The following is a 22,186-nucleotide window of genomic DNA, read 5'->3' on the forward strand; positions in this document are numbered from 1 at the left end:
AACCAATTCGCAAGAAGTATAGTTAACCAACACTTAATTTAGTTGACTCTAAGACACCCAGGTGGATTCTTAGGGCGGGTTTTCAAGGCTCGTCAGCCGTCGTTCGGCTGATGTTCGGGTGGCGGTAAGTGTATGAGTGTTTCCGCGGACGTGGGGATCATCAGCGGCAAGACCATGCCGAAACGGGGGCAGGGGGCGGCTCCGGGGAAGGCGGCGGAGAAGCCTCCTTTTCTGGTGCCCGTGCTGTCCCCCGTTCGGCAATGGATCCTGAGACTGGCGCTGGCCGCCTGGTTCGTAACGCTCGGGTTTTTCTGGATCTGGTGGCTGAAGCCGGAGCATGTCGACAATCTCGGACCATACGCATTCGCGACGCTCATTCTGGTATGGCTCACGCTCATGCCGTTGTACTTCCTGTTGAACGTGCATGCGTCGAAAAAGCCGTCCAAGCTTCACATGATCGCCAAGCGTTCGCGGGTCGCCATGGTGGTGACCAAGGCTCCTTCAGAACCCTTCGCCGTGGTTGCGCGCACGTTGGAAGCAATGCTTGCGCAGGATTATCCGCATGACACCTGGCTGGCCGACGAAGATCCTTGCGAGGCTACGGTCCGCTGGTGCGATGCCCACGGCGTCAAGATTTCGACGCGGCGCGGCCGGGAAGACTATCATCGCAAGACATGGCCGCGCCGCACCCGCTGCAAGGAAGGCAACCTGGCGTTCTTCTACGACCATTATGGTTATGAGCGTTACGACTTCGTCGCCCAGATGGACGCCGATCATGTGCCAACACCGACCTATCTCAGGGAGATACTCTATCCCTTCGCCGATCCCGCGGTCGGCTATGTCTCGGCGCCGAGCATCTGCGACAACAATGCCGACGAAAGCTGGGCGGCGCGGGGCCGGCTGTTTCCAGAAGGAATGTTCCACGGCCCCTTGCAGTCCGGTCATACCGGAGGTGGGGCGCCGCTCTGCATCGGCTCGCACTATGCCGTGCGGACCACGGCGCTGAAGCAGGCGGGCGGGCTCGGTCCGGAACTGGCCGAGGATCATTCCACCTCGATGCTGATCAGCGCAGCCGGATGGCACGGCGTGCACGCGCTCGACGCCATCGCGCATGGCGACGGCCCGCAGACCTTCGCCGATCTCATCACCCAGGAATTTCAGTGGTCGCGCAGCCTGATGACGATCCTGCTCGAATATTCGCCGAGCTACCTCCCCAAGCTGTCGCCGCGGCTGAGATTCCAGTTCCTCTTTTGCCAGCTCTGGTACCCGCTGTTCGCTGTCTTCGCATTGCTGATGTACGTCATGCCGATCTATGCTCTCTCTACTGGACGCAACTTCGCCAATGTCATGTATGTCGACTTCCTGTTCTACTATCTGCCGAACGCGGTCGCCCTGGTTGGCATGGTGATGATGCTGAAGGCATTCGGCGTGTCGCGGCCGATCACGGCCAAGACGATCAGCTGGGAAGGCACGCTGTTCCTCTTCTTCGCGCGCTGGCCGTGGGTGCTGGCCGGCACGCTGTCGTCGCTGCGCGACTATCTGACGAAGTCGTTCGTGGATTTCCGCGTAACGCCCAAGGGCAACGGCCCAAAGCAGCACCTTCTGCCGGCCCGCGTCTTTGCCCCCTATGTGGCGCTGGCGATCGGAGCGGCGCTGCCCGTGCTGCTCGTTGAGCATCCCTTCGACGCCACTGGTTTCTATTGGTTCGCCGCCTTCAACGCCTTCCTTTACGGGCTTCTGGTGGTGGTCATCGTCGTAAGGCACGTCATCGAGAACAGGATTCCGTTGCGCGCCAATGCCGCGAAAGTCGCCTTTCAGGCGTCGCTCGCCGTCCTAGCGCTCACCGTGCCGGTCGTGGGCTTCTACGATCGTGGCATGGAAGGCGTCTACGGGCTGCAGCAGGGCGCCGGCGGTCTGCGCATCGTCCGCATCGCCTATGTGGTTTCCGGCGCTGGTCAGGGCAACATCGGCGCCCGCAATTTCTACTTCGATCCAGGTTGGGAAACGCGGCGCTGAGCGTCTCGTAAAACCACCAATGCCACCGACCCGGTCAGCCTGAGCGCTGACCGCTGCCTGCAGCCGGCGCGAATGCGTCGTCTGCCGATGCGTCGTCTGCCGATGCATCGTATGGCGAGCTGCGAATCCCGATCCGATCCGCTGAATTTCCATCACATCCGAGTGAACGGGGAAAGACTGTGTTCATCATGCTGTTTGCGTGAATTTTAATAAGTATCATCTAATATACAGAAGCGATGTGAGTGGAAAACGACCATTCACGAGCCGCGAAAAAGCGAAGGATACAAAGCATATCCTAAGCAAAAAGGGGTTTGGCGATGAAAAATTTTATCGGAAATTCAGCCAATACCGGCAAAAGATTTGCCTATGCTGTTGCCGCCATAACGTTGGCCTCGATGGTGTCAGGCTGCCAGACGATGGACACGACCAAGACCAGCTCAATCAACGGACGGATCGTTGATCAAGGTTTTGGCAAGAAGGTCCAGCACGTCAGGAAGCTCGATCGCGTCGGAAAGAAGGTTCTTTACCGCAAGCCGCTCACACAGACGACCATGGTGACGCGTACGAGGGAGGAGGCCTATGCGGCCTTCGTGCGGCCGCACCGGGTCGGCAGGCCGGCGACGGTGAAGGTCTCCTACAGCCCGGGCAATGGTGGCCCGTTCCTGGGTCATTCGCCCTGGATTTGTGGCCCGAGCGGTTTCGGCCAGCGCGCCAGCTGCCGTTCGCGCTACTAACCATCAGACCTAAAAGTGGCGGCGCGATTTGACTGAAGAGTCCGCCGCTCCTGTCTTCGCTGGGGGCGCGAGTCGAGGGCGAGAGGTTGGCGCAGACGTTGCGCTTACCTCTTGCCCTCTGACCGCTATCCGGAAGCCGCTGGCAGACGTGGTCAGATCATGATGGCCGGCCCGGGCGGAGCCAGCCGTCATTGTCACTGGGCGCCGGCTGTGGCCGCGCGACATAGGCCGATGCTCCATTCGCCTCGTGATAGACCCGTGCCAGCATTTCAGCCAGCACGCCCGACGTCACCATCTGCACCCCGGCGATGAGCAGGAAGAAGCCGGTGAACAGCATCGGGCGTGTTCCGATGTCTTCGGCGAAAAGCAGCTTCAGGCAAAGCAGGTAGGCAAGGATCAGCGAACCCAGCGCGCCAAGCACGATGCCGATGCCGCCGAAGAAGTGCCCGGGCCGCGTGCGATAGCGCATGAAGAAGTACATGAACACCAGATCGAGCACGACCCTGAAGGTGCGCGAAATGCCGTATTTGGACTGGCCGTGGATGCGGGCATGGTGCGTGACCACCTCCTGCGCGATGCGTCTGGGGGTCGTCACGGTGGCCAGCCATGCCGGGATGAAGCGGTGCATCTCGCCATAGAGCTTGACGCTGCGGATGACGTTGCCGCGATAGACCTTGAGGCTGCAGCCATAGTCCTTGAGGCGCACCCCGGTGACGCGTGCGATCAGCGCGTTGGCAATGCGCGAGGGCAGCCTGCGCATGAAAAACCCTTCCTGGCGATCCTTGCGCCAGCCGACCACCAGGTCGAGATCCTCGCCCAGCAGGCGGTAGACCATGCGCGGGATGTCGTAGGGATCGTTTTGCAGGTCGCCGTCGATGGTGGCGATGACGTCGCCGCGTGCCGCGTCGATACCAGCCTGCATCGCAGCGGTTTGCTTGTAGTTGCGCACCAGCTCGACCGCATGCACATGCGGGCCGTAATGCGCTGCGAGGCGCCTGATCTCGCTCACCGTCGCGTCGGTGCTGCCGTCATCGACCAGCACGACCTCCCACGGCTGGTCGTAGCGTTCCATTGCCTGGTGGATCCGTGCCAGCAGCGGCTCGACGTTTTCGGCCTCGTTGTACATGGGAACGACGATGGACAGCGTATGGCTCGGCATTACCGCGCCGTCAGGCAGTCCCGAAGCAGGGATGGGCAATACGTTCATTGGGATGATTTCCTTGCAGGTCCGACAGCCGGGTTCCCCGGCAGCGTCGATTTCGAGGGAAACAACCAGGCGATCGCACCGGTGACGACAGCCGAGCAGAAGATGAACAGGTGCAGCGCCAGCGCCGCCTGCAGGCCATTCTTCATCGTGATTCCGGAGGTGAGCAGCGCCGCCGCCGCTCCCGCTTCATAGGTGCCGAAGCCGGCGACGCCTTGCACCGGCAGTATGGCGGCGCCTTCGGCCCCGACGACCCCTGGAAAGGCGGTAGAAAAGGATGTCCCCAGCAGCATTGCCAACAACCATCCCTGTACGGCGAGCTTCAGGGACCAGTTGGCGATCGTCCACCACCAGCCGTAGCGCGAGCGCCCGGTTGCTTCGGTGAACACATCGCGCAGCCTGCCGAGCTTCGCCACGATCTTGCCGCGGCCGGCCCAGTCATGCGGCGCGCGCGCCCAGCGCGGCAGGTACCAGGCGGTGGCGATCAAGACGACCCCGCCCGCGATCCTTATCGCTGGATGCAGGCCCGGCCACACCGCCAGGGCCAGCACGCCGACGACGAAGGCGTCCTGCAGCCTGAACCACAACAGCGAGGCGCTGGCGCGCATGATGGGTATGCCGAAGACCTGGCGCAGGAGCAGGGGAAAGGCCGTCTCGCCGCCGCGGAAGGGTACGACGTTGATCATCGCATTGTGGATCAGAATGACGCGCAGGCAGGCGCCAAAGCGGCCATGCACCTCATCGCGGAACTCGTCGCAGACGCGCAGCGCACGCAAGACATAGGTGACGAAGAACGCGATCGTCGCCACGGCGAAGGTGCCGGGCGTGATGCGGGCGAAGGCGTCGCCGACCATCCGCCAGCGCGAGTCGCTGGCGAGCCAAGCCAGCAGGGCCAGCGTCACGACTATCGAGATTGCTCTTTTCAACCAATTCTCCGCCGGTTTCCACCGTCGAGTTCAAGTGGCAGCATCGCGTGGTGCCCGAATATCCCCAGCGCCATCCGGGATCGGTTCGCCTGGCTCGCCGCCTTGCCAGCCTTCGGCAGGCGAATGCGGGGCCGCTGAACCGTCGGGACCATATCCTGTCCAAGGCCCACAGCCTCGGACTGTCGCGGTTCTCATGGACGGCTGATCCTATAGACCAGCAAATCATCCGAATCCACAAGCTTGGTTCCGGTCTTGTCCAGATAGTCGATGACCCCGTCATGATGCTCGACGAACAGCCGGTCCTTCTTGTCGGCCGCGTTCTTGGCGACGCCGAACAGGTCCGCGCCTTGCGCGCGCAACGCCTCGAGCTGCGCGATCGCGGTGGCGTCGTCCGCAACGAAGTTCGACCATTCGACATCGCCGCCGCCGGGCGGGAACACCCAGCCGCGCGCCCTGCTGTAATAGACGGCGACGGGATCGCCGACCTCAGGCGCGATGGCGACAACGAGGTCGCCCGGCTGCACCAGCCGCGCCAGTTCCTCGCCAAGCAACTTGCCGTTCATGGCGATCGGAGTCTTCATTGTCCTGACGAGGGGAAAGGTCGACCACACGAGTGTGACCGCAGCGATGCAGATCGCGCGCAACACGACCGCGGGGGACAGAACGGTTCCCGATGCCAGCGTTGCCAGGAGCAGCGCGCCGCGGCCGCAGAACATCGCGAACGGCACGTGGAAGATGTGATAGTTCCAGGGATTGCTGGTGATCTCGCGCGCCGCCGCCAGATAGACGACCATGGCCGCAGCCAGCCAAACATAGGGGATGGCCGAAAGAGTGCGTTGCTTGGGGTCTTCGACGGGTCTGGGCGGCATCCAGAAGCCGACCGCGATCAGCACCATGAACGGATAGCCGTAGAACCACCAGACCGAGGTGTTCCACACGGATTTGAAGTAGAAGCTGTTCCTGAAGAATGTCCAGAAACCGGAATCCCAGATATAGCCGCTGCCCGCGACATGAAACGGCGGATAGCTCAGGCCGAGATAGATGGCCCAGCTGAAATAGGCGCCGATGATGGCCAGGCTCAAAAGCCCCGACAGGAAGACCTTGGCCGCCTGCTTTCGCTTCTTCTCCAGAATCCAGCAGACCATCAGGTAGAAGATGACGGCGCCGGCGGCGAGGCCTGGCGGCTTTGACAGTGCGCCGAGCGAGAAGCTGACCGTGGCGAGCGGCAAGAGCCAGCCGCTGCCGCCGGCCCAGTATTTCGCGAACAGCCAGACGCCTGTTGTCACCAGGGCCAGCATCGAGGGATCGGGAAGAAACGAGCTGTCGATCATAATCGCCGCCGGCATCAGCGCGTAGGCAAGTGCCGCGGCGTGGGCGTGGGTCTCGTCCCAGCATAGCGCCGTTAGTCTGTGCAGCGAAAATACCGTCACCAGGCCAAAAAAGGCCGCAACCATGCGGCCGAACCAGTCGTGCCAGCCGAAGAGTTGGTAGAGCAGGGCGGTCAGATAGCTGACGATCTGGAACTCGCGGCCTTGATAACTTGGCCCGGGCCCGGTCCAGCTGACCTCCGGGAAGAAGATGTTCCAGCTGCGCTGCTGGAAATTGTCGGCCATCATTGCCGTGCTTGTTTCGCGCCAGCTGAAGGCATCGACGAGCGGCAAGGTGATGTTGTGGAACCTGAACACGACCGCAATGAACAGGATCCCCAACAGGATTGCCGTGTTGGGGCTCAGGATGTTGCGAGCAGCCTTGTGCCGGTCGGTCGACTGCTGCAGGTATTGCATGCCTTCGGTCTGATTCAACTCCGGATCGTCCGTCATTTGAAACCGCGTCCTCCTGACGTCCGCGGATGTTGCTTTTGTGCGCGATTGTCAGAGGCGGAGGAATATACGACGCAATTCTTAATTTTGACGCGCCTGTGCGCGCGTCTCGAATAGTTGTTGCCCATCCGCTTAGCAAAGGTTGACATCACCGTTCTCGCGACTGTTAAATAGTTTCGTAGACTGTCAGAGCCCTGATAGTGCTACCTTGGGCCAAACAGGCATGCGAACGCCAATTGTACCGACAGCTCTGACCAGATTGCCGCCGCTTGGTGCCGACCGTCGGCGACGCAAACACCGTTGGTTCGCAAGTTGCACGCAACTTATGTTTTTCCTGGCGCTCTGCGGCCAGACGGCGCTTCCAGGAACGGCGCACGCGGCGGCCGCCATAGACAGCGGGCCCGCGGAAGCGGTTCCCGCCACTGTTCCGACTGCCTACGAGCTGTCGCTTCTTTACGCCGACCGCACATGGGTGTGGAAAAATGGAGCGGCCTATTTCGCGCAGGGCGATCGACGCCTCGAGGCCTGGACGTCCGGGCCTGACACGGCGTCTTTCGCGGCGGGCAGATGGCTGGTGACCAGCAACGGCAAGATGTGCATGGAACTCGCGTGGCGGTCGAAGGGCTACAGCGGCAAGCAAAATCGCACCTGCTACAGCCACCGGATCCAGGGCGGGAACATCGAGAAACGCAAGGACCCGGATGGGGAATGGTACGGTTTCAAGCGATCTCCGCAGGATACTTCCGACGAATACCTGAAATTCGAAGCAGGCAACACAAAGGGCGCGCAGTTCGAAGAGGCCCGCAAGCTGGTCGATTCCAAGAAGTAGGTCGCGCCCTGTCAAGCAACCGGCGAATCGCTTATGGTGAAGCCTTGAGCGGTTCGGCAGGCGCGATCAGCGCGCCGACCGCCAATTGATCGCATTCAGTCGCATTCCATTACATCTGCCAAAACGACAAGACGATGGCCTGCCATGCGGTTTTGATGAAATTTAATAATTAGTGATATCTAATATAATGTGTGATGTGCGAGTGGTCACTCATGCGGCGTGAAAGCGGCCCAAGTATAGTATGTCGCAACGCGCCCTTGGCTTATACTTGATAGCAAGGGACAGAGGATGAGAAATTCCGCGAGCGTATTTCGCTCAAGCAAAAATGTCGTATCTGTCGTATCTATTGCCGCGGCTGTGGCGCTGAGCTCCATGGTGGCAGGTTGTCAAGGTATGGACGCAACTGAGACCGGTTCGGTCCTTATCAGGCCCATCGTCCACCCGGTCCGCAGTCAGCCCGCGGTCCGGCCGGTGCAGGCCGGATTTCTCGTGCGCTCGCTCCGTGCCGACCTTCCGATCCAGATGACAAGCACAATAGGGACTGAAAGTGCCTACGCCTTTGCACCGCCGCAACAGATCAAAGCCAGCACGCCGGCGCCGGTGAAAATCTCGTTCAATCCGGGCGATGGCAGCACGTTCTCCGGCGGCTCGCCTTTTATCTGCAGCCCTAGCGGATTTGGCCAGCGCGCGAGCTGTCACCCACGCTATCTCTGACCCGTCGAGCGACGACCGACGCCGCCGCCCTGGCTGGCGGCAGTTTCATTGGCTTGGTCTTCAGTCCGAAAAAGGGAGCGGCCGTCCTGACAATCGTGTCGATGTCGGAAAGCTCCGGCACAAAGCCAAGATGTTCGCGTGCGCTCCCCGGATCGGCGTAGAGCTCCGCCGGATCCCCAGGGCGTCGGCTCCTGAGCACTGCCGGAACCGGCCTCGACGTCATTCGGCCGACCGCCTTGACGATCTCCTTGATGGAGACGCCCCGCCCGGTGCCGAGATTGACCGCAAGACTTCGCCCGCCACCCTCGAGATAGATGAGCGCTTTCAGGTGGGCGCGGGCCAGATCGGTGACGTGGATATAGTCCCTTACGCAGGTGCCGTCCGACGTGTCGTAGTCGGTACCGAAAACCTCGATCGCGTCGATGATGCCCGCTGCGGCCATGAGCACTCTGGGAACCAGATGGGTTTCCGGCGAATGCCACTCGCCAAGCTCGCCGTCGGGATCGGCGCCACAAGCGTTGAAATAGCGCAGGATCGCAAACTTCATTCCGTACGCGGATGCATAATCGCCGATGATCTGTTCGCCCATCAGCTTGGTGCGCCCATAAGGGCTGATCGGATTTTGCGAGGAGGTCTCGCGAACCGGCAACGCTTCCGGCACGCCGTAGGTCGCGCAGCTGCTGGAGAAGATGATGTTTTCGATCGAACTCGCGCGTGCGGCATCGAGCACCGCGATGGTGCCTGTCACATTGGTCGAATAATATTCGGCCGGCTCGCGCACGGACTCTCCGACATAGGCCAGCGCCGCAAAATGGATCACGGCCGTCGGCCGGTACGTTTCCATCGCCCGCCGCAGTGCATCCCGATCCCGGATATCGCCGACGACAAGCGGACCCCAGCCGACGGATCTCTCATTGCCGCGGCTCAGATTGTCGAAAACCACCGGCATGTAGCCGGCGGTGGCCAGCTGCTTGCAGGTGTGGCTGCCGATGAAACCGGCTCCACCCGTCACCAGGACTGCCGGCCGGCTCATGAAGCGGCAACTCCCCTGGCGATGTGACTTCCGTAGAGCAGGGTATCAAAATATTCGACGGTGCGCGCGAGCCCCTGGCTCAAGCTGATTTTCGGCTCCCAGCCAAGATTGGCCTTGGCAAAGGAGATGTCCGGCTTGCGCTGCCGGGGATCGTCGACGGGCAGCGGCCGATGCACGATCTTCGATCGGGCGTTGGTGTAATCGACGACCAGCGTCGCCAGTTCCATGATGGTGAATTCGGCAGGGTTGCCGAGATTGACCGGGTGGGCGGGCGCGCTCGGCGCGTTCATCAGCCGGATAAAGCCCTCGATCAGGTCGTCGGCATAGCAGAAGGAGCGCGTCTGCTGGCCGCTGCCATAGACGGTCAGGTCCTCGCCGCGCAGCGCCTGGACGATGAAGTTCGAAACCACACGCCCATCGTCGGGCTGCATGCGGCGACCGTAGGTGTTGAAAATGCGGGCGACGCGGATATCGAGGCCATAGGTTCTCGAATAGTCGAAGAACAGGGTTTCTGCCGAGCGCTTGCCTTCATCGTAGCAGGAACGCGGTCCGTGCGTGTTGACGTTGCCGAAGTAGCTCTCGGGCTGTGGATGCACGAACGGATCGCCATAGACTTCGGACGTAGAGGCCTGGAATATCTTGGCCTTGTTCTGTCGCGCGAGTTCCAGAAGGTTCAGCGATCCAAGCACGCTTGTCTTGAAGGTGTGGATCGGATCTGCCTGGTAGTGCGGCGGAGAGGCGGGGCAGGCGAGATTGTAGATCTCGTCGCATTGAAGATCCGAAGGCAGTGCATCGACGATGTCGTGCTCGATGCAGCTGAAGCCCGGATTACGCAGAAGGGTATTGAGATTGTATCTTTTGCCGGTGTGGAAATTGTCCAGCGCGACAACGTCGTATCCGTCCCGCAAAAGACGTTCGCACAGATGCGATCCTAAAAATCCCGCTCCTCCGGCGACAAGGGCGCGTCGTCGGCTTTGGTTGGCGCCCCTTTGGCTGCCGGATTCCAGTTTCAGAACCTTGACAAGCTTACTCATGCTTTCCTCATACGCACCGCACACGCTACCGCCGGGCTGGACAAAGCATCGCCCGGCCACGTTCCTGCGAACGTGGCAAACCTCCGCATCTGCGGAACCGCCATCACTGATGTGCGTCAATTGTTCTTTGGCTTTCGCGAAGCTGGTGCGACTACACGACCTCCGTGCTGCCGCTCAGCATTCTCTTCGCCCCGAAATCGCGATCACACGCTCGGTGTCACCATCGTCGATTGCTCGCCCAAATTGCACATCCCAACACATCGAAAATATACCTGTGGAAATCATAGTCAACTAAATTAGGTATTTCTTAACCATATCTGTTTGCGAATGGTTAATCACGGGCCGGCATCGGCCTCGAAGCTGAACCAGGAGATGTCCAGGGCAGTTCCTCATTTTGAATCAGGGTATTGGGTCCGGTCGCTGGCAGTCGACGCCACAAGCTGTTCGTTATGTCGAATCAGCGCTTGGCAGCCAAGATCGCCATGAATGAGGGGTTGCACAATTCAGGGCGAGGTCGGGATGGATTCAGCCGAAAAGTGGATTTAACGATCCGAGCGACGGGAAAATTTCAGGTAGCAACGAGATTGCTGCCCAAAACCGCTCGGAGTGCAAATATAAATTCCAGGGTGCGAATATTCACACCATAGGGCTTGACCTATCGTAGGCACGCCGCAGCTGGCTATAGTTGGAAGAAGGGCAAGGGCTAAGGATTTGTAAGCAAATTCATTCACGGGGACGAATTTTGACTTCATTTTCTTTTGAGGCCGCTGTTCATGAACTTTGCGCATCAAGGCCTCTGATTCGCAAGGCGCGCCGATGATCCATTTCGCCGAAAAGCGCATGCGCGCCTCATTTCATAGTGGAGGAGCGGTCATTTCGGCAACGCATTTTAAGCGCATAGGTAGAACCCGCATTGGCGCGCGGCCACGCCGCCACCGGATTGTTGCTTGCGCACGTCGGGCTCGATCGCCTGGGGTGGCGACTCGGCTGGCCATCGCCTTTTGATCGTCGGGACGCTATTGGCAAGGTCACGACAGTTCATGGTGATGTGAATGCGCTTTCTGTTTGTCCTGATCCTGTTCGCCGGCGCCGGCATCGGTGTCGTCTATCCCTGGGCGATGAGCAATTTCTCCGGCCATCAGATCGGCACCTGGCGGGTCTATGAGCAAGGCCGCTTCAAGCCGCTGACGGTGCCGCTCAGCAGTCGCGACGCGCCGGTGCGGGTGCTGGTCGACCTGACCGCGAGGGCCGAGCGCATCGTTTCGCAGCAGCGCACGGTGCTGACGCTGACCGCCGCCAGCAATGGCAGCACGGTGCTCGCCTCGACGCTGCAGTTCAACCATTCCGACAATCCTCGCCAGGCCAGCCCGCAACTGCCCGACAAGATCTTTCGCGACGAGGCCGGCGTGATCGCGACCGTCAGCCCGGGTCCCTACATCTTCACCGTCGGACCGGGTGATGCCGACGACATACCGATGCGGGCGGTCGATCTCATCCTGCGCTCCGGCGCGGGCGAGATCGACAGCCGTGCCCGGCCGGTCGGCTTCGCGCTGATGGCGATCGGCCTGATCGGATTCTTGCTGACCTTGCGCACTGGTGGCGGCCGGCCGGAAAATCCCAACTCGCAGCCGCCACCGCCGCGCTGGGGCAGGGGCTGATGCATGTCGCCCGAAAGTGTGCAGCGGTTTTGGGACAACGACATGCATAACGGCACAAAACCATGAACTACCGCCACGCCTACCATGCCGGGAATTTCGCTGACGTCGTCAAGCATGTCGTGCTGACGCGCTTGCTCGAGTATCTGAAGCAGAAGGACAAGGCGTTTCGGGTCGTCGACACCCATGCCGGCATTGGCCGCTACGACCTGTCGTCGCTCGAAGCGCAGAAGACGGGTGAGTGGCAAGGCGGCATCGGCAGGCTGATCGATGCCCCGTTTGCCGCGCCGGTGGCGGCGCTGCTCGCGCCCTATCTGGAGACAATACGGTCGCTCAACCCCGAGGGCGGCATTCAGAAATACCCGGGATCGCCATTGATTGCGCGCCATCTCATGCGCAAACAGGACAGGCTGACGGCGATCGAGCTGCACCCCAAGGATGCCGCGAGGCTGAGAATGTTCTTTGCCGGCGATTTCCAGGCCCGGATCATCGAACTCGATGGCTGGCTGGCGCTCGGCGCCCATCTGCCGCCGAAGGAAAAGCGCGGCCTGGTCCTCATCGATCCGCCATTCGAGGAAGCGGGTGAGTTCGAACGCCTCGTCGACGGGCTCGTGAGAGCCCACAAGCGCTGGCCCGGCGGCATCTACGCGCTCTGGTATCCGCTCAAGGACCGCAAGGCGATCATCGCTTTCCGCAAGGCGCTGAAGCAATCCGGCATCCCGAAGCTGCTCGACATCGAATTCGAGATCAGGCCGGCCTCTTCGGAGCCCAGCCTCGACGGCAGCGGCATGGTGGTCGTCAACCCGCCCTTCACGCTGGAGGGTGAGCTGCGGACGCTGCTGCCCGGCTTGCACAGGCTGCTTGCGGTGGGCAGGCCAGCGCATTGGTCGCTGGAATGGCTGGCCGGCGAGCAGGCTTGAGGCGGGCTCATTGACGACCCGGGACCGCGCTCTTTTGGATCCGGACATGGACGTGCCAGAGCCATTCCGGTGCGGTGCAAATTCGGCTTTGGTCAAAAAGCAGTTTCAAACTGGGAAACCATTGTCAACGCAACCGCTTGACCGCCGCCGAGCGAATCCGCACAGTGCGCGCAATCGACCTTGAGAGGCTGCCATGACTCGCTTCGCCAAATCCGCCCTTGCCGCCCTGATTTCGCTCTGCACCCCGCTTGCCGCGCCTCTCGGTGTCACCCAGACCGTGCAGGCCGCCGATCTTGCGGTCTATTCCGATGAAGACAGCGGGGTCTGCGGTCAGCCTTGGGTGCTGAACAAGATCACCAGCCGCTTTTCCTATCAGGTGCATCACGTGCCGCATCTGCCTGATGTGCAGATCACCGATTTCCGGCGCATTCACCAGCATCGCTATCTGGCGGCCAACGATACCTGGCCGATCGGTCGCCGTTATTGCGGGGCCACCGTCAGCCTGTCCGACGGCCGCGATCGCACCATCTGGTACCTGATCGAGGAAGGCCAGGGCTTTGCCTCGATCGGCGACAACGTCGAATTCTGCGTCTCGGGCTTCGACCGCTGGATGGTCTACAACGGCCGCTGCCGCATTCTGCGCTAAACCCGGTTTCCCCTTCCAATCTCTTTCGCGCCTGTGGCTTGATCGGCTGCAGGCGTTTTTCGTGCCGCGTTGACAGCAGGCGCGATCCGTCGCATAACTATGAGACAGACCTGTCTCATCACTCGGTAGGCGCCATGACACCATCGCCCGTTTCCGATAAGCGCCAGCACGTCGTTGAAACGGCCTACGTGCTGTTCAAGCGGGCCGGCTTCCATGCGACCGGTATCGACCGGATCATCGCCGAGGCCGATGTGGCCAAGATGACGATGTATCGCCACTTTCCCAGCAAGGACGAACTGATCGTCGAGGTGCTCGACTATCGCGCCATGCGTTTCGACCGCCAGCTCGACCGGCTCGCCCAAGAGGGCATTCCGCCGGAACAGAAGATCGGAAGAATCTTCGACTGGCATGCACGCTGGTTCCGCAGTGCGGATTTCCATGGCTGTCTGTTCGCACATGCGCTGGCCGAGTTCGGCGATCCCGGGCATCCGGTTTTCAAGGCCGTTGTCAGGCAGAAGAACGGCCTCAAGCGGCGCATGCGGTCTATCCTCGAAGAGGTGATGCCGCGCGGCCGCGCCGAGAGCGTGGCGGCGACACTGCTTATGCTGATCGAAGGTGCGACCTTGCTGGCGCAGATGGGGCAGGCCGACGCCGCCATTCGCGACGCCCGCAAGGCGGCCATGGGCATCGTCGCTGCTTCGCGCAGGCCGCAATGAGCCCGCTGGTCATCGGGCTCGCATTGTTTGCGGCGATCCTGCACGCAACCTGGAACGCGTTCCTGCGCACGGGGGCCGACAGGTTGTGGACCGTCACCGTCATGAGCTTTTCCAGTACGGCGCTCGCCATCCCCTTCGCCTTCTTCCACGCCCTTCCAGCCGCGCCGGCCTGGTCCTACATCGTGCTCTCGGCCAGCCTGCAGGTTGGCTACAGTTTGTTTCTGGTGGCCGCCTACAGATATGGCGAACTGGGACAGGTCTATCCGATCGTTCGCGGCAGCGTGCCGCTGCTTGTCACGCTCGGCGGGTTCTTCCTGGCCAACCAGCAGCTCACTCTGCCGCAGACCATCGGTGTCGCGCTGGTCGCGGGCGGCATCATGGGCCTTTCTCTCGGAAGGGGCAGGGCCGCCACGACATCGATATTCTATGCGTTGGCAACGGGAGCTATCATCGCCGCCTATGCGACGGTCGATGCGCTCGGCGTTCGGGCGGCGGGAAACGCCGGCGCCTACACCGCATGGGTCCTGCTGATCTACGGCGCGTTGCTGCCGGCGGCCTTCGTCGCCTGCCGTGGCCGGCTCATAGTCGACCTGCGTGCGCCGGAAACCTGGAAGGCGCTGGGCGGCGGCCTGTTTGCACTACTGGCCTACGGAGTCGTGGTCGCGGCTTTCGCGCTTGGACCGGCAGGGCCGATCACCGCGATCCGCGAAACCAGCGTCGTCTTCGCGGCCTTCATCGGACGCCTGTTCCTGGGCGAGGTGCTGACGCCGCGGCGGGTCGGCGCCTGCGCCATCGTCGCGCTCGGCGCCATCTGCCTTGGCTATCAGCCGTGACGGAAATGCGCATCGCGCAAGATGCCCGGTCACCACGCTATTTCCTGCGCGCCGCCGCCTCGGCCTGGTCGAGGATCTTGCGCAGGAATGCAGCGTGGCCGCGGAACGCGCGCCGTCCGCTCGTCGTCGCCTTGACGCGCGTCTGCGGCCGGCGGCCGACGAACAGCTTTTCGATGTCGACATAACCGGCCCTGGCCAGCGTATCGAGATGCGCGCCGAGATTGCCATCGGTGACGTCCACGATGGCCTTCAGCCCGGTGAAGTCCAGCGTTTGACGCCTTTCCAGCATGCTCAGCGCGGCCATGATCCTGAGCCTGGTGCTCTGGTGGATGATTTCGTCGGCACTCACCGCTTGGCTCCGGCGCAGCCAAGCCGGAGGCCGCGGACAACCATGCCGCCGCCGTGGCGGACCGTCTTGGCAATCTCGAACGGCGACAGCGCCGCTTGCTCCTGTGCGATCGACATTGAAGTGCTCTCGCATTCTGTACAGAATACTCTGTCACGTAGAGTTCTCTGTCAATTCACGAGCAAGCCTGTCTGCGATCGTGCTTGACAAGACGATGCACCGACCGGCTGTCGCATTGCAGTATAGATCGTCCGCCTGCACGAGATGATCGCACCGATGAGGCGGCGGTCATGATATTGGCGGCCGACGATCGACACCCAAAGCTGTTCACTGACCTTCGGAGCTTAACGGAGGAGCGGTCCCGCGGCGTGTGGAGAATGTCGGCGACACATTCCAGCCATTGGTCGAAGATCAGCAGTGAGTTTCTGCGACGATCAGCATGATCATGTGCCGATCGTAACCGAAATTTAAGCTGCGAAAATCAGTCTATTGCTTCGCTGGCTAGCAAGCCGCGAGTCAGATATGCATGAGCGCGCCGGGTCATTACGGCCGTCGGCACAAAGGAAGGGGCATCGCATGGCTAAGCAGTCATCCAAAGCGCCGGCGTCCAAAGCACCGGCAAAGAAAGCACCCGCAAAAGCAGCGACGGCAAAGGTCGCAGCTGCAGTGAAGAAAGCAGCACCCGCTGCCAAGCCGAAGGCCGCGGCGGCCAAGGCGAAAGCAGCGCCGGCCAAGAAGCCGGTAGCGAAAGCTGCTGCAAAACCGGCAGTGAAAAAGGCAGCACCCGCCAAGGCAGCGGCAAAGCCGGCTGCGAAGGCGGCACCGGCCAAGAAGCCTGCAGCGAAAGCCGCGGCGAAACCCGCGGCGAAGAAGGCAGCGCCTGCCAAGAAACCGGCTGCCAAGGCTGCACCTGCCAAGAAGCCGGCTGCGAAGGCTGCTCCGGCAAAGAAGGCTGCGGCAGCGAAATCCTCAGCACCGGTGAAGAAAGCGGCACCTGCGGCCAAGCCGAAGGCAGCGCCCGCGAAGGCCGGCAAGAAGTAGTCGCGTCTTCCCTCGCCGGGGGCGGTGCCGAAACAGTCGAGGGCGGGTGCCTGATAGGCGCCCCGCTCGTTGTTCAGGCAGTCGGAAGGCGAGAACAGAGGCGGACGGAGGATATCTTTTCGCAGCTCCCAGGACTTCGCCATAGGGCGGAGTCCGGTGGGGCTTTTTTGTGTCATTAATGCGGGTGATTAAATATTGGCGCGAGGCTCTTCGGTCTTGCCTGTCGGCTGGCTGATCCGCGCGATCCCGGCAACTCGGCGACCATGGTGAAGCGCCGTCTTCTTGGAGCGCTCGCCAAACGGCCCTGGCCGATGCGTCGCTCGCTGGCGGCTGGGTTTTCCGCTTCTGGCCATTGCTCGATCGCGCCTGATCGGTCAACACTGCCGGCCTGCAAAACAGGAAACCGATCATGCCCAGACTGCTCTATGCGTCCACCTCTCCCTACAGTTCCAAAGTGCGCATGGCAGCAGCCTATGCCGGCATCTACATCGAAACGGTGGCGGTCAGAACCGAGGACAAACCGGCTGAACTGACCGGCGCCAACCCGCTCGGCAAGATCCCGGTTCTGGTGCTCGACGACGGTCGCTCCATCCATGACAGTCGCGCCATCACCCAGCATCTCAACCGTTTGTCGAAGAACGCGCTTTTTCCACGCAATCCCGACAAGCGGCTCGAGGCGGAAGTGCTGGAGGCATTGGCCGACGGCATTTGCGACTGCGCGCTGTCGATGGTCTATGAACGGCGCACGCGGCCAGAGGAGATGGTCTATCAGCCTTGGCTCGATCGCCAGTGGGCGAAGATCACGGCGGCACTCGACCTGCTCAATGCCAATCCGCCGAAGCTGCCGAAAAAGATCACCGCCGGCCAGATGGCGCTGCGCGCTTGCCTTGGCTATCTCGCGCTGCGCTTTGCCGGAAAATGGGAAAAGGGTCGCGCCCGGCTGACACGATGGGCTGCGCGCTTCGACGAGAAGTTTCCAGAACTGAAGCCCTGCATTCCCGGTTGATGGCCGATTACCCCGGAATTGATTTCCCGGTTATCAGTTCGATCACCCGGGAAAATCACTCAGGCACAAAAAAAGCCGGGCACGAGGCCCGGCTTTTTCGTGTCGTGGCTTGAACGACTTAGAACTTCATACCGACGCCGAAGGTGACGCGGTTGTCGGTGGCCTTGACCTTGCCGATACCGTCGAAGCTCTTGCTGCCGAAGTCGGTGTAGCGGTACTCGACGCGGCCGAAGACATTGTCGGTCAGCTTGATGTCGGTGCCGAGACCGGCGGTCCAGCCGAGCATGGTGGCGCGGTCCGAACCATATACGTCATCTTCGACCTTCAGGCTCCTTCCGGCGAGACCGCCGGTGCCATAGAGCAGGATTTCCGGAGTCACGGCGTAGCCGAGACGAGCTCGCAAAGAACCCTCGAAGCCGGCCTTGGAATTGACGCCATCCTCGTCGCCCTTGACGCCGTTGTAGCCGAGTTCGGCTTCAGCGCCGTAGACGAAGTTCTCCTGCTGCCACTGATAGCCGCCGAAGACGCTGCCGACGAAACCCTTGGTGCCGACGTCAACATTGTCAACACCCAGATCCTTTTCCTTGGTATGGCCGCTGAAGCCGTAGCCGACGTTGAGACCGGCGTAGGGACCGGCCCACGAAGCGACCGGAAGCTCAGCGATCGGCGCAGGTGCCGGCGGCTCTTCCGAAACCACGTCAGCAGCATACGCAGTTCCGCTGAGGGCGAAGAGGCCGAGCGCCACGGCCAGCGGCCGTGCGAATTTTAGATTGGCTTGCATTGTTCTTTACTCCTTAAGCCACAGGACACAGGCTTGTTTCTCACGATCGCCATCGACCCGTCCGGGGGGTGAAACGGATCTGGCGTTCGTCGGTTCCAAATGTCGTGTCAAAATGCGGCTGAAGCGAACCTGAACTTGGGTCATTCCCCGGCACGAATGAGGCAGAACCTTGACGTTGCATCTTCGCAACAGCGAAATGGCAGGAACCATCCCGTGCTGCGCTGCACACCGCTTGGTGCAAGGACTCCAGCACCCTATATTGCGGTGGGGCACACCTGAGCCAGGGCGGGGTCGGGATATCAAACGGCCGTTTCGCCACAATGCTGCCCAGGGTGCGAACACCATTTAACGCATGCCGGGCCATATTTCGCCGGCACTGCTTTTTCGGGCCGAAATTGAGGATTGACACTATATGAGCAAAGCCACTGTCACAGCGCTGGTGACGGGCGGGGCCAGGCGGATCGGCAGGGCGATCGTCGAGGATCTCGCCGCCCACGGTTTTGCCGTCGCCATCCATTGCAACCGCTCGCGCACCGAGGCCGATGCGTTGGCTGCCGAAATCATTGCCGGAGGTGGCCGCGCCGCCGTGGTCGCCGCCGACCTGACCGACATGGATGCCGTTGGCGATCTCGTCGGCCAGGCGCAAGCAGCGCTCGGGCCGATCCGGCTGCTGGTCAATAATGCGTCACTGTTCGAGGACGATTCGGTTCTGGATTTCGACTGGCGTGCCTGGGACCGGCACTTTGCCGTCCATGTGAAAGCGCCCGCGCTCCTGGCGCAGAATTTTGCCCGGGCGTTGCCGGCAGGGCAGGAGGGCTTGATCGTCAACATGATCGACCAGCGCGTCTGGCGGCCGACGCCGCGCTATTTCTCCTATGCGCTGTCCAAATCGACGCTGTGGACGGCCACCCAGATGATGGCGCAAGCGCTCGGTCCCCGCATCCGCGTCAATGCCATCGGCCCGGGGCCGACACTGAAGAACGCGCGTCAGGACGACGGCGATTTTGCCGCACAGGTCGATGGCTTGATCCTCAAGCGCGGCCCGGAATTGCCGGAATTCGGCGCCACGATCCGCTATCTCTGGGAAGCGCGCTCGGTCACCGGCCACATGATCGCGCTTGATGGCGGCCAGCATCTTGCGTGGCAGACGCCCGATGTGACAGGCATGACGGAATGAGTCCTGTAGACCACAAAAGCAAGCCGCGCGGCGGCGCCGACGATCTGCCCCCCGATATCGACCTCGAGGACGAGGCGGTCGAGGAGATCGTTGAAACCGTCGGTCCCGATGTCGCCTTCACCGCCATCGACTGGACGCCGCATGCGGGCGACGCCGAAGGCATGATCGGCGCCGAGGTGATCCAGACGCTGGTCAAGCGGCTGCCCAACGCGCCCGGCGTCTACCGCATGATGAATGCTGCCGGCGACGTGCTCTATGTCGGCAAGGCGCGCAGCCTGAAGAAGCGCGTTACCAACTACGCGCAAGGCCGTTTCCACACCACCCGCATCGGCCGCATGGTGCGCGAGACGTCGACGATGGAGTTCGTCGTCACCCGCACCGAGATCGAGGCGCTGCTGCTCGAAGCAAACCTTATCAAGCGCTTGCGGCCGCGATTCAACGTCCTGATGCGCGACGACAAGTCGTTTCCCTATATCCTTTTGACCGGTGACCATGTTTCGCCCGGCATCTACAAGCATCGCGGCGCGCGGTCGCGCAAAGGCGACTATTTCGGCCCCTTTGCTTCGGCCGGTGCAGTTGGCCATACCATCAACTCCCTGCAGCGCGCCTTCCTGCTCAGGAGTTGCACCAACTCGTTCTACGAGAACCGCACGCGGCCCTGCCTGCTTTATCAGATCAAGCGCTGCGCCGGCCCCTGCACCGGCGAGGTCTCGCATCAGGACTATGCCGAACTGGTCGGCGAGGCGAAGGACTTCTTGTCCGGCCGCAGCCAGAAGGTGAAGACGGAAATCTCGGCCGCCATGCAGCAGGCGTCGGAAGCTCTCGATTTCGAGCGCGCCGCGATCTATCGCGACCGGTTGGCGGCCCTGTCGCATGTGCAGAGCCACCAGGGCATCAATCCGGCGACCGTCGACGAAGCCGATGTCTTCGCCATCCATCAGGAAGGCGGCCAGGTCTGCATCCAGGTGTTCTTCTTCCGCACCGGCCAGAACTGGGGCAACCGCGCCTATTTCCCTAAGGCCGATCCGGCGTTGGAAGCAGCCGAGGTGTTGGGGTCGTTCCTGGCGCAGTTCTATGACGACAAGCCGACGCCGCGGAACATTCTTCTGTCGCATGGCGTCGAGGATCAGGAACTGCTGGCCGAGGCGCTCTCCACCCGCGCCGGCCGCAAGGTCGCGATCTCGGTGCCGCAGCGCGGCGAAAAGAAAGACCTGACCGACAACGCCCTGCAGAATGCCCGCGAAGCGCTCGGACGCCGACTGGCTGAAACCTCCACCCAAGGACGCCTGCTTGCCGGTTTCGCCGAGACATTCGGCCTGGCCAAGCCGCCGGTGCGCATCGAGGTCTACGACAATTCGCACATCATGGGCACCAACGCGGTCGGCGCCATGGTCGTCGCCGGACCCGAAGGGTTCGTGAAGAACCAGTACCGGAAATTCAACATTCGCTCGACCGAGATCACGCCTGGCGACGATTTCGGCATGATGCGCGAGGTGATGGAACGACGTTTTTCGCGGTTGCTGAAGGAGCATGGCGATGTCCCCGCTGGCGATGCAGTTGATGGTTCGGCAGACGATATGGAGGACGATATCTCCGGCAGTTTCCCGGCCTGGCCCGATGTCATCCTGATCGACGGTGGCCAGGGCCAGATGACCGCGGTGCGCAAGATCCTCTCGGATCTCGGCATCGAGGACCGCGTGGTTGCGATCGGCATCGCCAAGGGCCAGGACCGCGACGCCGGCCGTGAGCGTTTCTTCGTCAAAGGCAGGGACTCATTTTCGCTGCCGGTCCGCGATCCCGTGCTCTATTTCGTCCAGCGCCTGCGCGACGAGGTCCACCGTTTCGCGATCGGTTCGCATCGGGCCCGCCGCAAGAAGGAGATGGTCAAGAGCCCGCTCGACGAGATCAGCGGCATCGGTCCCGGCCGCAAGCGGGCATTGCTGCTGGCATTCGGCACCGCCAAGGCGGTCAGCCGCGCGGCCATCGAGGATCTGCGGAAAGTCGACGGAATTTCCGAACAGGTGGCGAAACTGGTCTACAATCACTTCCACGAGAGTTGAAAAATCCGGCACTTTCATCTGGCCTGTCGAATCTGGCCTGTTGACCCCCCACATTCGCATCTGATTTGAGTAGGCAGGCAGAAAGAGTTTCCCAGACATGGCCAAGCGCGCGTTCAACCTGCCCAACATGCTCACCTACGCCCGCATCGTCGCGGTGCCGCTGGTGGTGCTGTGCTTTTTTCTCGAAGGACATCTGAAGTCGAGCGACTTCGCCCGCTGGTCGGCGCTGATCATCTTCCTGCTCGCCTCGATCACCGATTATCTGGATGGCTATCTGGCGCGTGCCTGGCAGCAGACCTCCAACATCGGCAAGATGCTCGACCCGATCGCCGACAAGCTGCTGGTCGCCACCTGCCTGCTGCTGCTGGCCGCCGATACCGATCGCCATGCGGGCATTGCCGGCTGGTCGTTGTGGGCCGCGATCATCATCCTGTGCCGCGAAATCCTCGTCTCGGGCCTGCGCGAATATCTGGCGGCGCTAAAGGTCTCGGTGCCGGTGACGCAGCTGGCAAAATGGAAGACCGCCATCCAGATGGTCGCCATAGCGTTCCTCTTGGCCGGACCGGCCGGCGACAAGATCTTTCCGCTAACCACCCAGACCGGGCTGGTCCTGCTGTGGATCGCGGCGTTGGTGACACTCTATACGGGCTACGACTATTTCCGCGCCGGCCTCAAGCACATCATGGACGAGTGAG

Annotated in this window: 20 protein-coding genes; 12 read left to right on the forward strand and 8 right to left on the reverse strand. The window is 61.7% G+C overall.

The features are described from left to right. Positions 1 to 132 precede the first annotated feature (132 nt). Both EOA16_RS25245 and EOA16_RS25250 read left to right on the forward strand, forming a co-directional pair. Positions 133 to 2,016: a cellulose synthase catalytic subunit gene (locus EOA16_RS25245; RefSeq protein ID WP_127260626.1), complete on the forward strand. Its 1,884-nt coding sequence runs from the start codon at positions 133 to 135 to the stop codon at positions 2,014 to 2,016. Between the two features lie 317 nt (positions 2,017 to 2,333). Beyond that, entirely contained in the window at positions 2,334 to 2,750 is a 417-nt protein-coding gene (locus tag EOA16_RS25250; RefSeq protein ID WP_127260627.1) for a hypothetical protein, read from the forward strand. 157 nt (positions 2,751 to 2,907) lie between these two features. Here the strand turns inward: EOA16_RS25250 and EOA16_RS25255 are convergent, their stop codons facing one another. From EOA16_RS25255 to EOA16_RS25265, 3 genes are all read right to left on the reverse strand, one after another. Further along, positions 2,908 to 3,909 carry a glycosyltransferase family 2 protein gene (locus EOA16_RS25255; protein ID WP_245456026.1) on the reverse strand — a complete coding sequence of 334 codons (1,002 nt, stop codon included), beginning with the start codon at positions 3,907 to 3,909 and terminating at the stop codon, positions 2,908 to 2,910. A gap of 44 nt (positions 3,910 to 3,953) precedes the next feature. Then, positions 3,954 to 4,880 (reverse strand): lysylphosphatidylglycerol synthase transmembrane domain-containing protein, encoded by a 927-nt coding sequence (locus tag EOA16_RS25260; RefSeq protein ID WP_127260629.1) that lies wholly within the window; start codon positions 4,878 to 4,880, stop codon positions 3,954 to 3,956. A gap of 191 nt (positions 4,881 to 5,071) precedes the next feature. Then, a complete protein-coding gene (locus EOA16_RS25265; protein WP_127260630.1) occupies positions 5,072 to 6,700 on the reverse strand; it encodes a glycosyltransferase family 39 protein in 1,629 nt (542 codons plus the stop codon). 325 nt (positions 6,701 to 7,025) lie between these two features. On the opposite strand from EOA16_RS25265, the gene EOA16_RS25270 reads away from it, so the two are divergent. Beyond that, positions 7,026 to 7,529: a DUF995 domain-containing protein gene (locus EOA16_RS25270; RefSeq protein ID WP_127260631.1), complete on the forward strand. Its 504-nt coding sequence runs from the start codon at positions 7,026 to 7,028 to the stop codon at positions 7,527 to 7,529. A 667-nt stretch (positions 7,530 to 8,196) separates the two neighbouring features. Here EOA16_RS25270 and galE read toward each other — a convergent pair. Further along, the gene (galE, locus tag EOA16_RS25280) at positions 8,197 to 9,276 is read right to left on the reverse strand and encodes a UDP-glucose 4-epimerase GalE (RefSeq protein WP_127260633.1); all 1,080 of its coding nucleotides are present in this window, start codon (positions 9,274 to 9,276) and stop codon (positions 8,197 to 8,199) included. Beyond that, the gene (locus EOA16_RS25285) at positions 9,273 to 10,310 is read right to left on the reverse strand and encodes a UDP-glucuronic acid decarboxylase family protein (RefSeq protein ID WP_127260634.1); all 1,038 of its coding nucleotides are present in this window, start codon (positions 10,308 to 10,310) and stop codon (positions 9,273 to 9,275) included. The genes galE and EOA16_RS25285 overlap by 4 nt, the downstream gene beginning before the upstream one ends. 1,052 nt (positions 10,311 to 11,362) lie before the next feature. Between EOA16_RS25285 and EOA16_RS25290 the strand changes: the two genes are divergently transcribed. The 5 genes from EOA16_RS25290 to EOA16_RS25310 all read left to right on the forward strand — a co-directional run bounded on the left by EOA16_RS25290 (position 11,363) and on the right by EOA16_RS25310 (position 15,080). Then, entirely contained in the window at positions 11,363 to 11,968 is a 606-nt protein-coding gene (locus EOA16_RS25290) for a hypothetical protein (protein ID WP_127260635.1), read from the forward strand. A 62-nt stretch (positions 11,969 to 12,030) separates the two neighbouring features. Beyond that, positions 12,031 to 12,885 carry a 23S rRNA (adenine(2030)-N(6))-methyltransferase RlmJ gene (locus tag EOA16_RS25295; protein ID WP_127260636.1) on the forward strand — a complete coding sequence of 285 codons (855 nt, stop codon included), beginning with the start codon at positions 12,031 to 12,033 and terminating at the stop codon, positions 12,883 to 12,885. 193 nt (positions 12,886 to 13,078) lie between these two features. Beyond that, positions 13,079 to 13,531, forward strand: coding sequence for a hypothetical protein (locus EOA16_RS25300; RefSeq protein WP_127260637.1), 453 nt, complete (start codon positions 13,079 to 13,081; stop codon positions 13,529 to 13,531). Between the two features lie 134 nt (positions 13,532 to 13,665). After that, positions 13,666 to 14,247, forward strand: coding sequence for a TetR/AcrR family transcriptional regulator (locus EOA16_RS25305; RefSeq protein WP_127260638.1), 582 nt, complete (start codon positions 13,666 to 13,668; stop codon positions 14,245 to 14,247). Further along, positions 14,244 to 15,080 (forward strand): DMT family transporter, encoded by an 837-nt coding sequence (locus tag EOA16_RS25310; RefSeq protein WP_127260639.1) that lies wholly within the window; start codon positions 14,244 to 14,246, stop codon positions 15,078 to 15,080. The genes EOA16_RS25305 and EOA16_RS25310 overlap by 4 nt, the downstream gene beginning before the upstream one ends. Before the next feature lie 37 nt (positions 15,081 to 15,117). Here EOA16_RS25310 and EOA16_RS25315 read toward each other — a convergent pair whose 3' ends face one another. Then, complete coding sequence (locus EOA16_RS25315; protein ID WP_127260640.1) at positions 15,118 to 15,429, reverse strand: transcriptional regulator; 312 nt, start codon at positions 15,427 to 15,429, stop codon at positions 15,118 to 15,120. Positions 15,430 to 15,893: 464 nt separating this feature from the next. Next, a complete protein-coding gene (locus tag EOA16_RS32940) occupies positions 15,894 to 16,610 on the reverse strand; it encodes a hypothetical protein (RefSeq protein WP_206517365.1) in 717 nt (238 codons plus the stop codon). A gap of 266 nt (positions 16,611 to 16,876) precedes the next feature. Here EOA16_RS32940 and EOA16_RS25330 point away from each other — a divergent pair, with 266 nt between their 5' ends. Next, the gene (locus EOA16_RS25330; RefSeq protein ID WP_127260643.1) at positions 16,877 to 17,473 is read left to right on the forward strand and encodes a glutathione S-transferase family protein; all 597 of its coding nucleotides are present in this window, start codon (positions 16,877 to 16,879) and stop codon (positions 17,471 to 17,473) included. A 118-nt stretch (positions 17,474 to 17,591) separates the two neighbouring features. On the opposite strand, the gene EOA16_RS25335 is transcribed toward EOA16_RS25330, so the two are convergent. Then, positions 17,592 to 18,254 carry an outer membrane protein gene (locus EOA16_RS25335; protein ID WP_127260644.1) on the reverse strand — a complete coding sequence of 221 codons (663 nt, stop codon included), beginning with the start codon at positions 18,252 to 18,254 and terminating at the stop codon, positions 17,592 to 17,594. Between the two features lie 412 nt (positions 18,255 to 18,666). On the opposite strand from EOA16_RS25335, the gene EOA16_RS25340 reads away from it, so the two are divergent. The 3 genes from EOA16_RS25340 to pgsA all read left to right on the forward strand — a co-directional run bounded on the left by EOA16_RS25340 (position 18,667) and on the right by pgsA (position 22,185). After that, positions 18,667 to 19,431 carry an SDR family oxidoreductase gene (locus EOA16_RS25340; protein ID WP_127260645.1) on the forward strand — a complete coding sequence of 255 codons (765 nt, stop codon included), beginning with the start codon at positions 18,667 to 18,669 and terminating at the stop codon, positions 19,429 to 19,431. Beyond that, entirely contained in the window at positions 19,428 to 21,491 is a 2,064-nt protein-coding gene (gene uvrC / locus EOA16_RS25345) for an excinuclease ABC subunit UvrC (protein WP_127260646.1), read from the forward strand. Before EOA16_RS25340 ends, uvrC begins: the two co-directional genes overlap by 4 nt. Positions 21,492 to 21,588: 97 nt before the next feature. After that, on the forward strand, positions 21,589 to 22,185 hold the full coding sequence (gene pgsA, locus EOA16_RS25350; RefSeq protein ID WP_023673449.1) for a CDP-diacylglycerol--glycerol-3-phosphate 3-phosphatidyltransferase: 597 nt from the start codon (positions 21,589 to 21,591) through the stop codon (positions 22,183 to 22,185). The last annotated feature ends 1 nt before the right edge of the window (position 22,186 follow it).

This window comes from Mesorhizobium sp. M7A.F.Ca.US.008.03.1.1, from assembly GCF_003997495.1.
GTDB lineage: Bacteria > Pseudomonadota > Alphaproteobacteria > Rhizobiales > Rhizobiaceae > Mesorhizobium.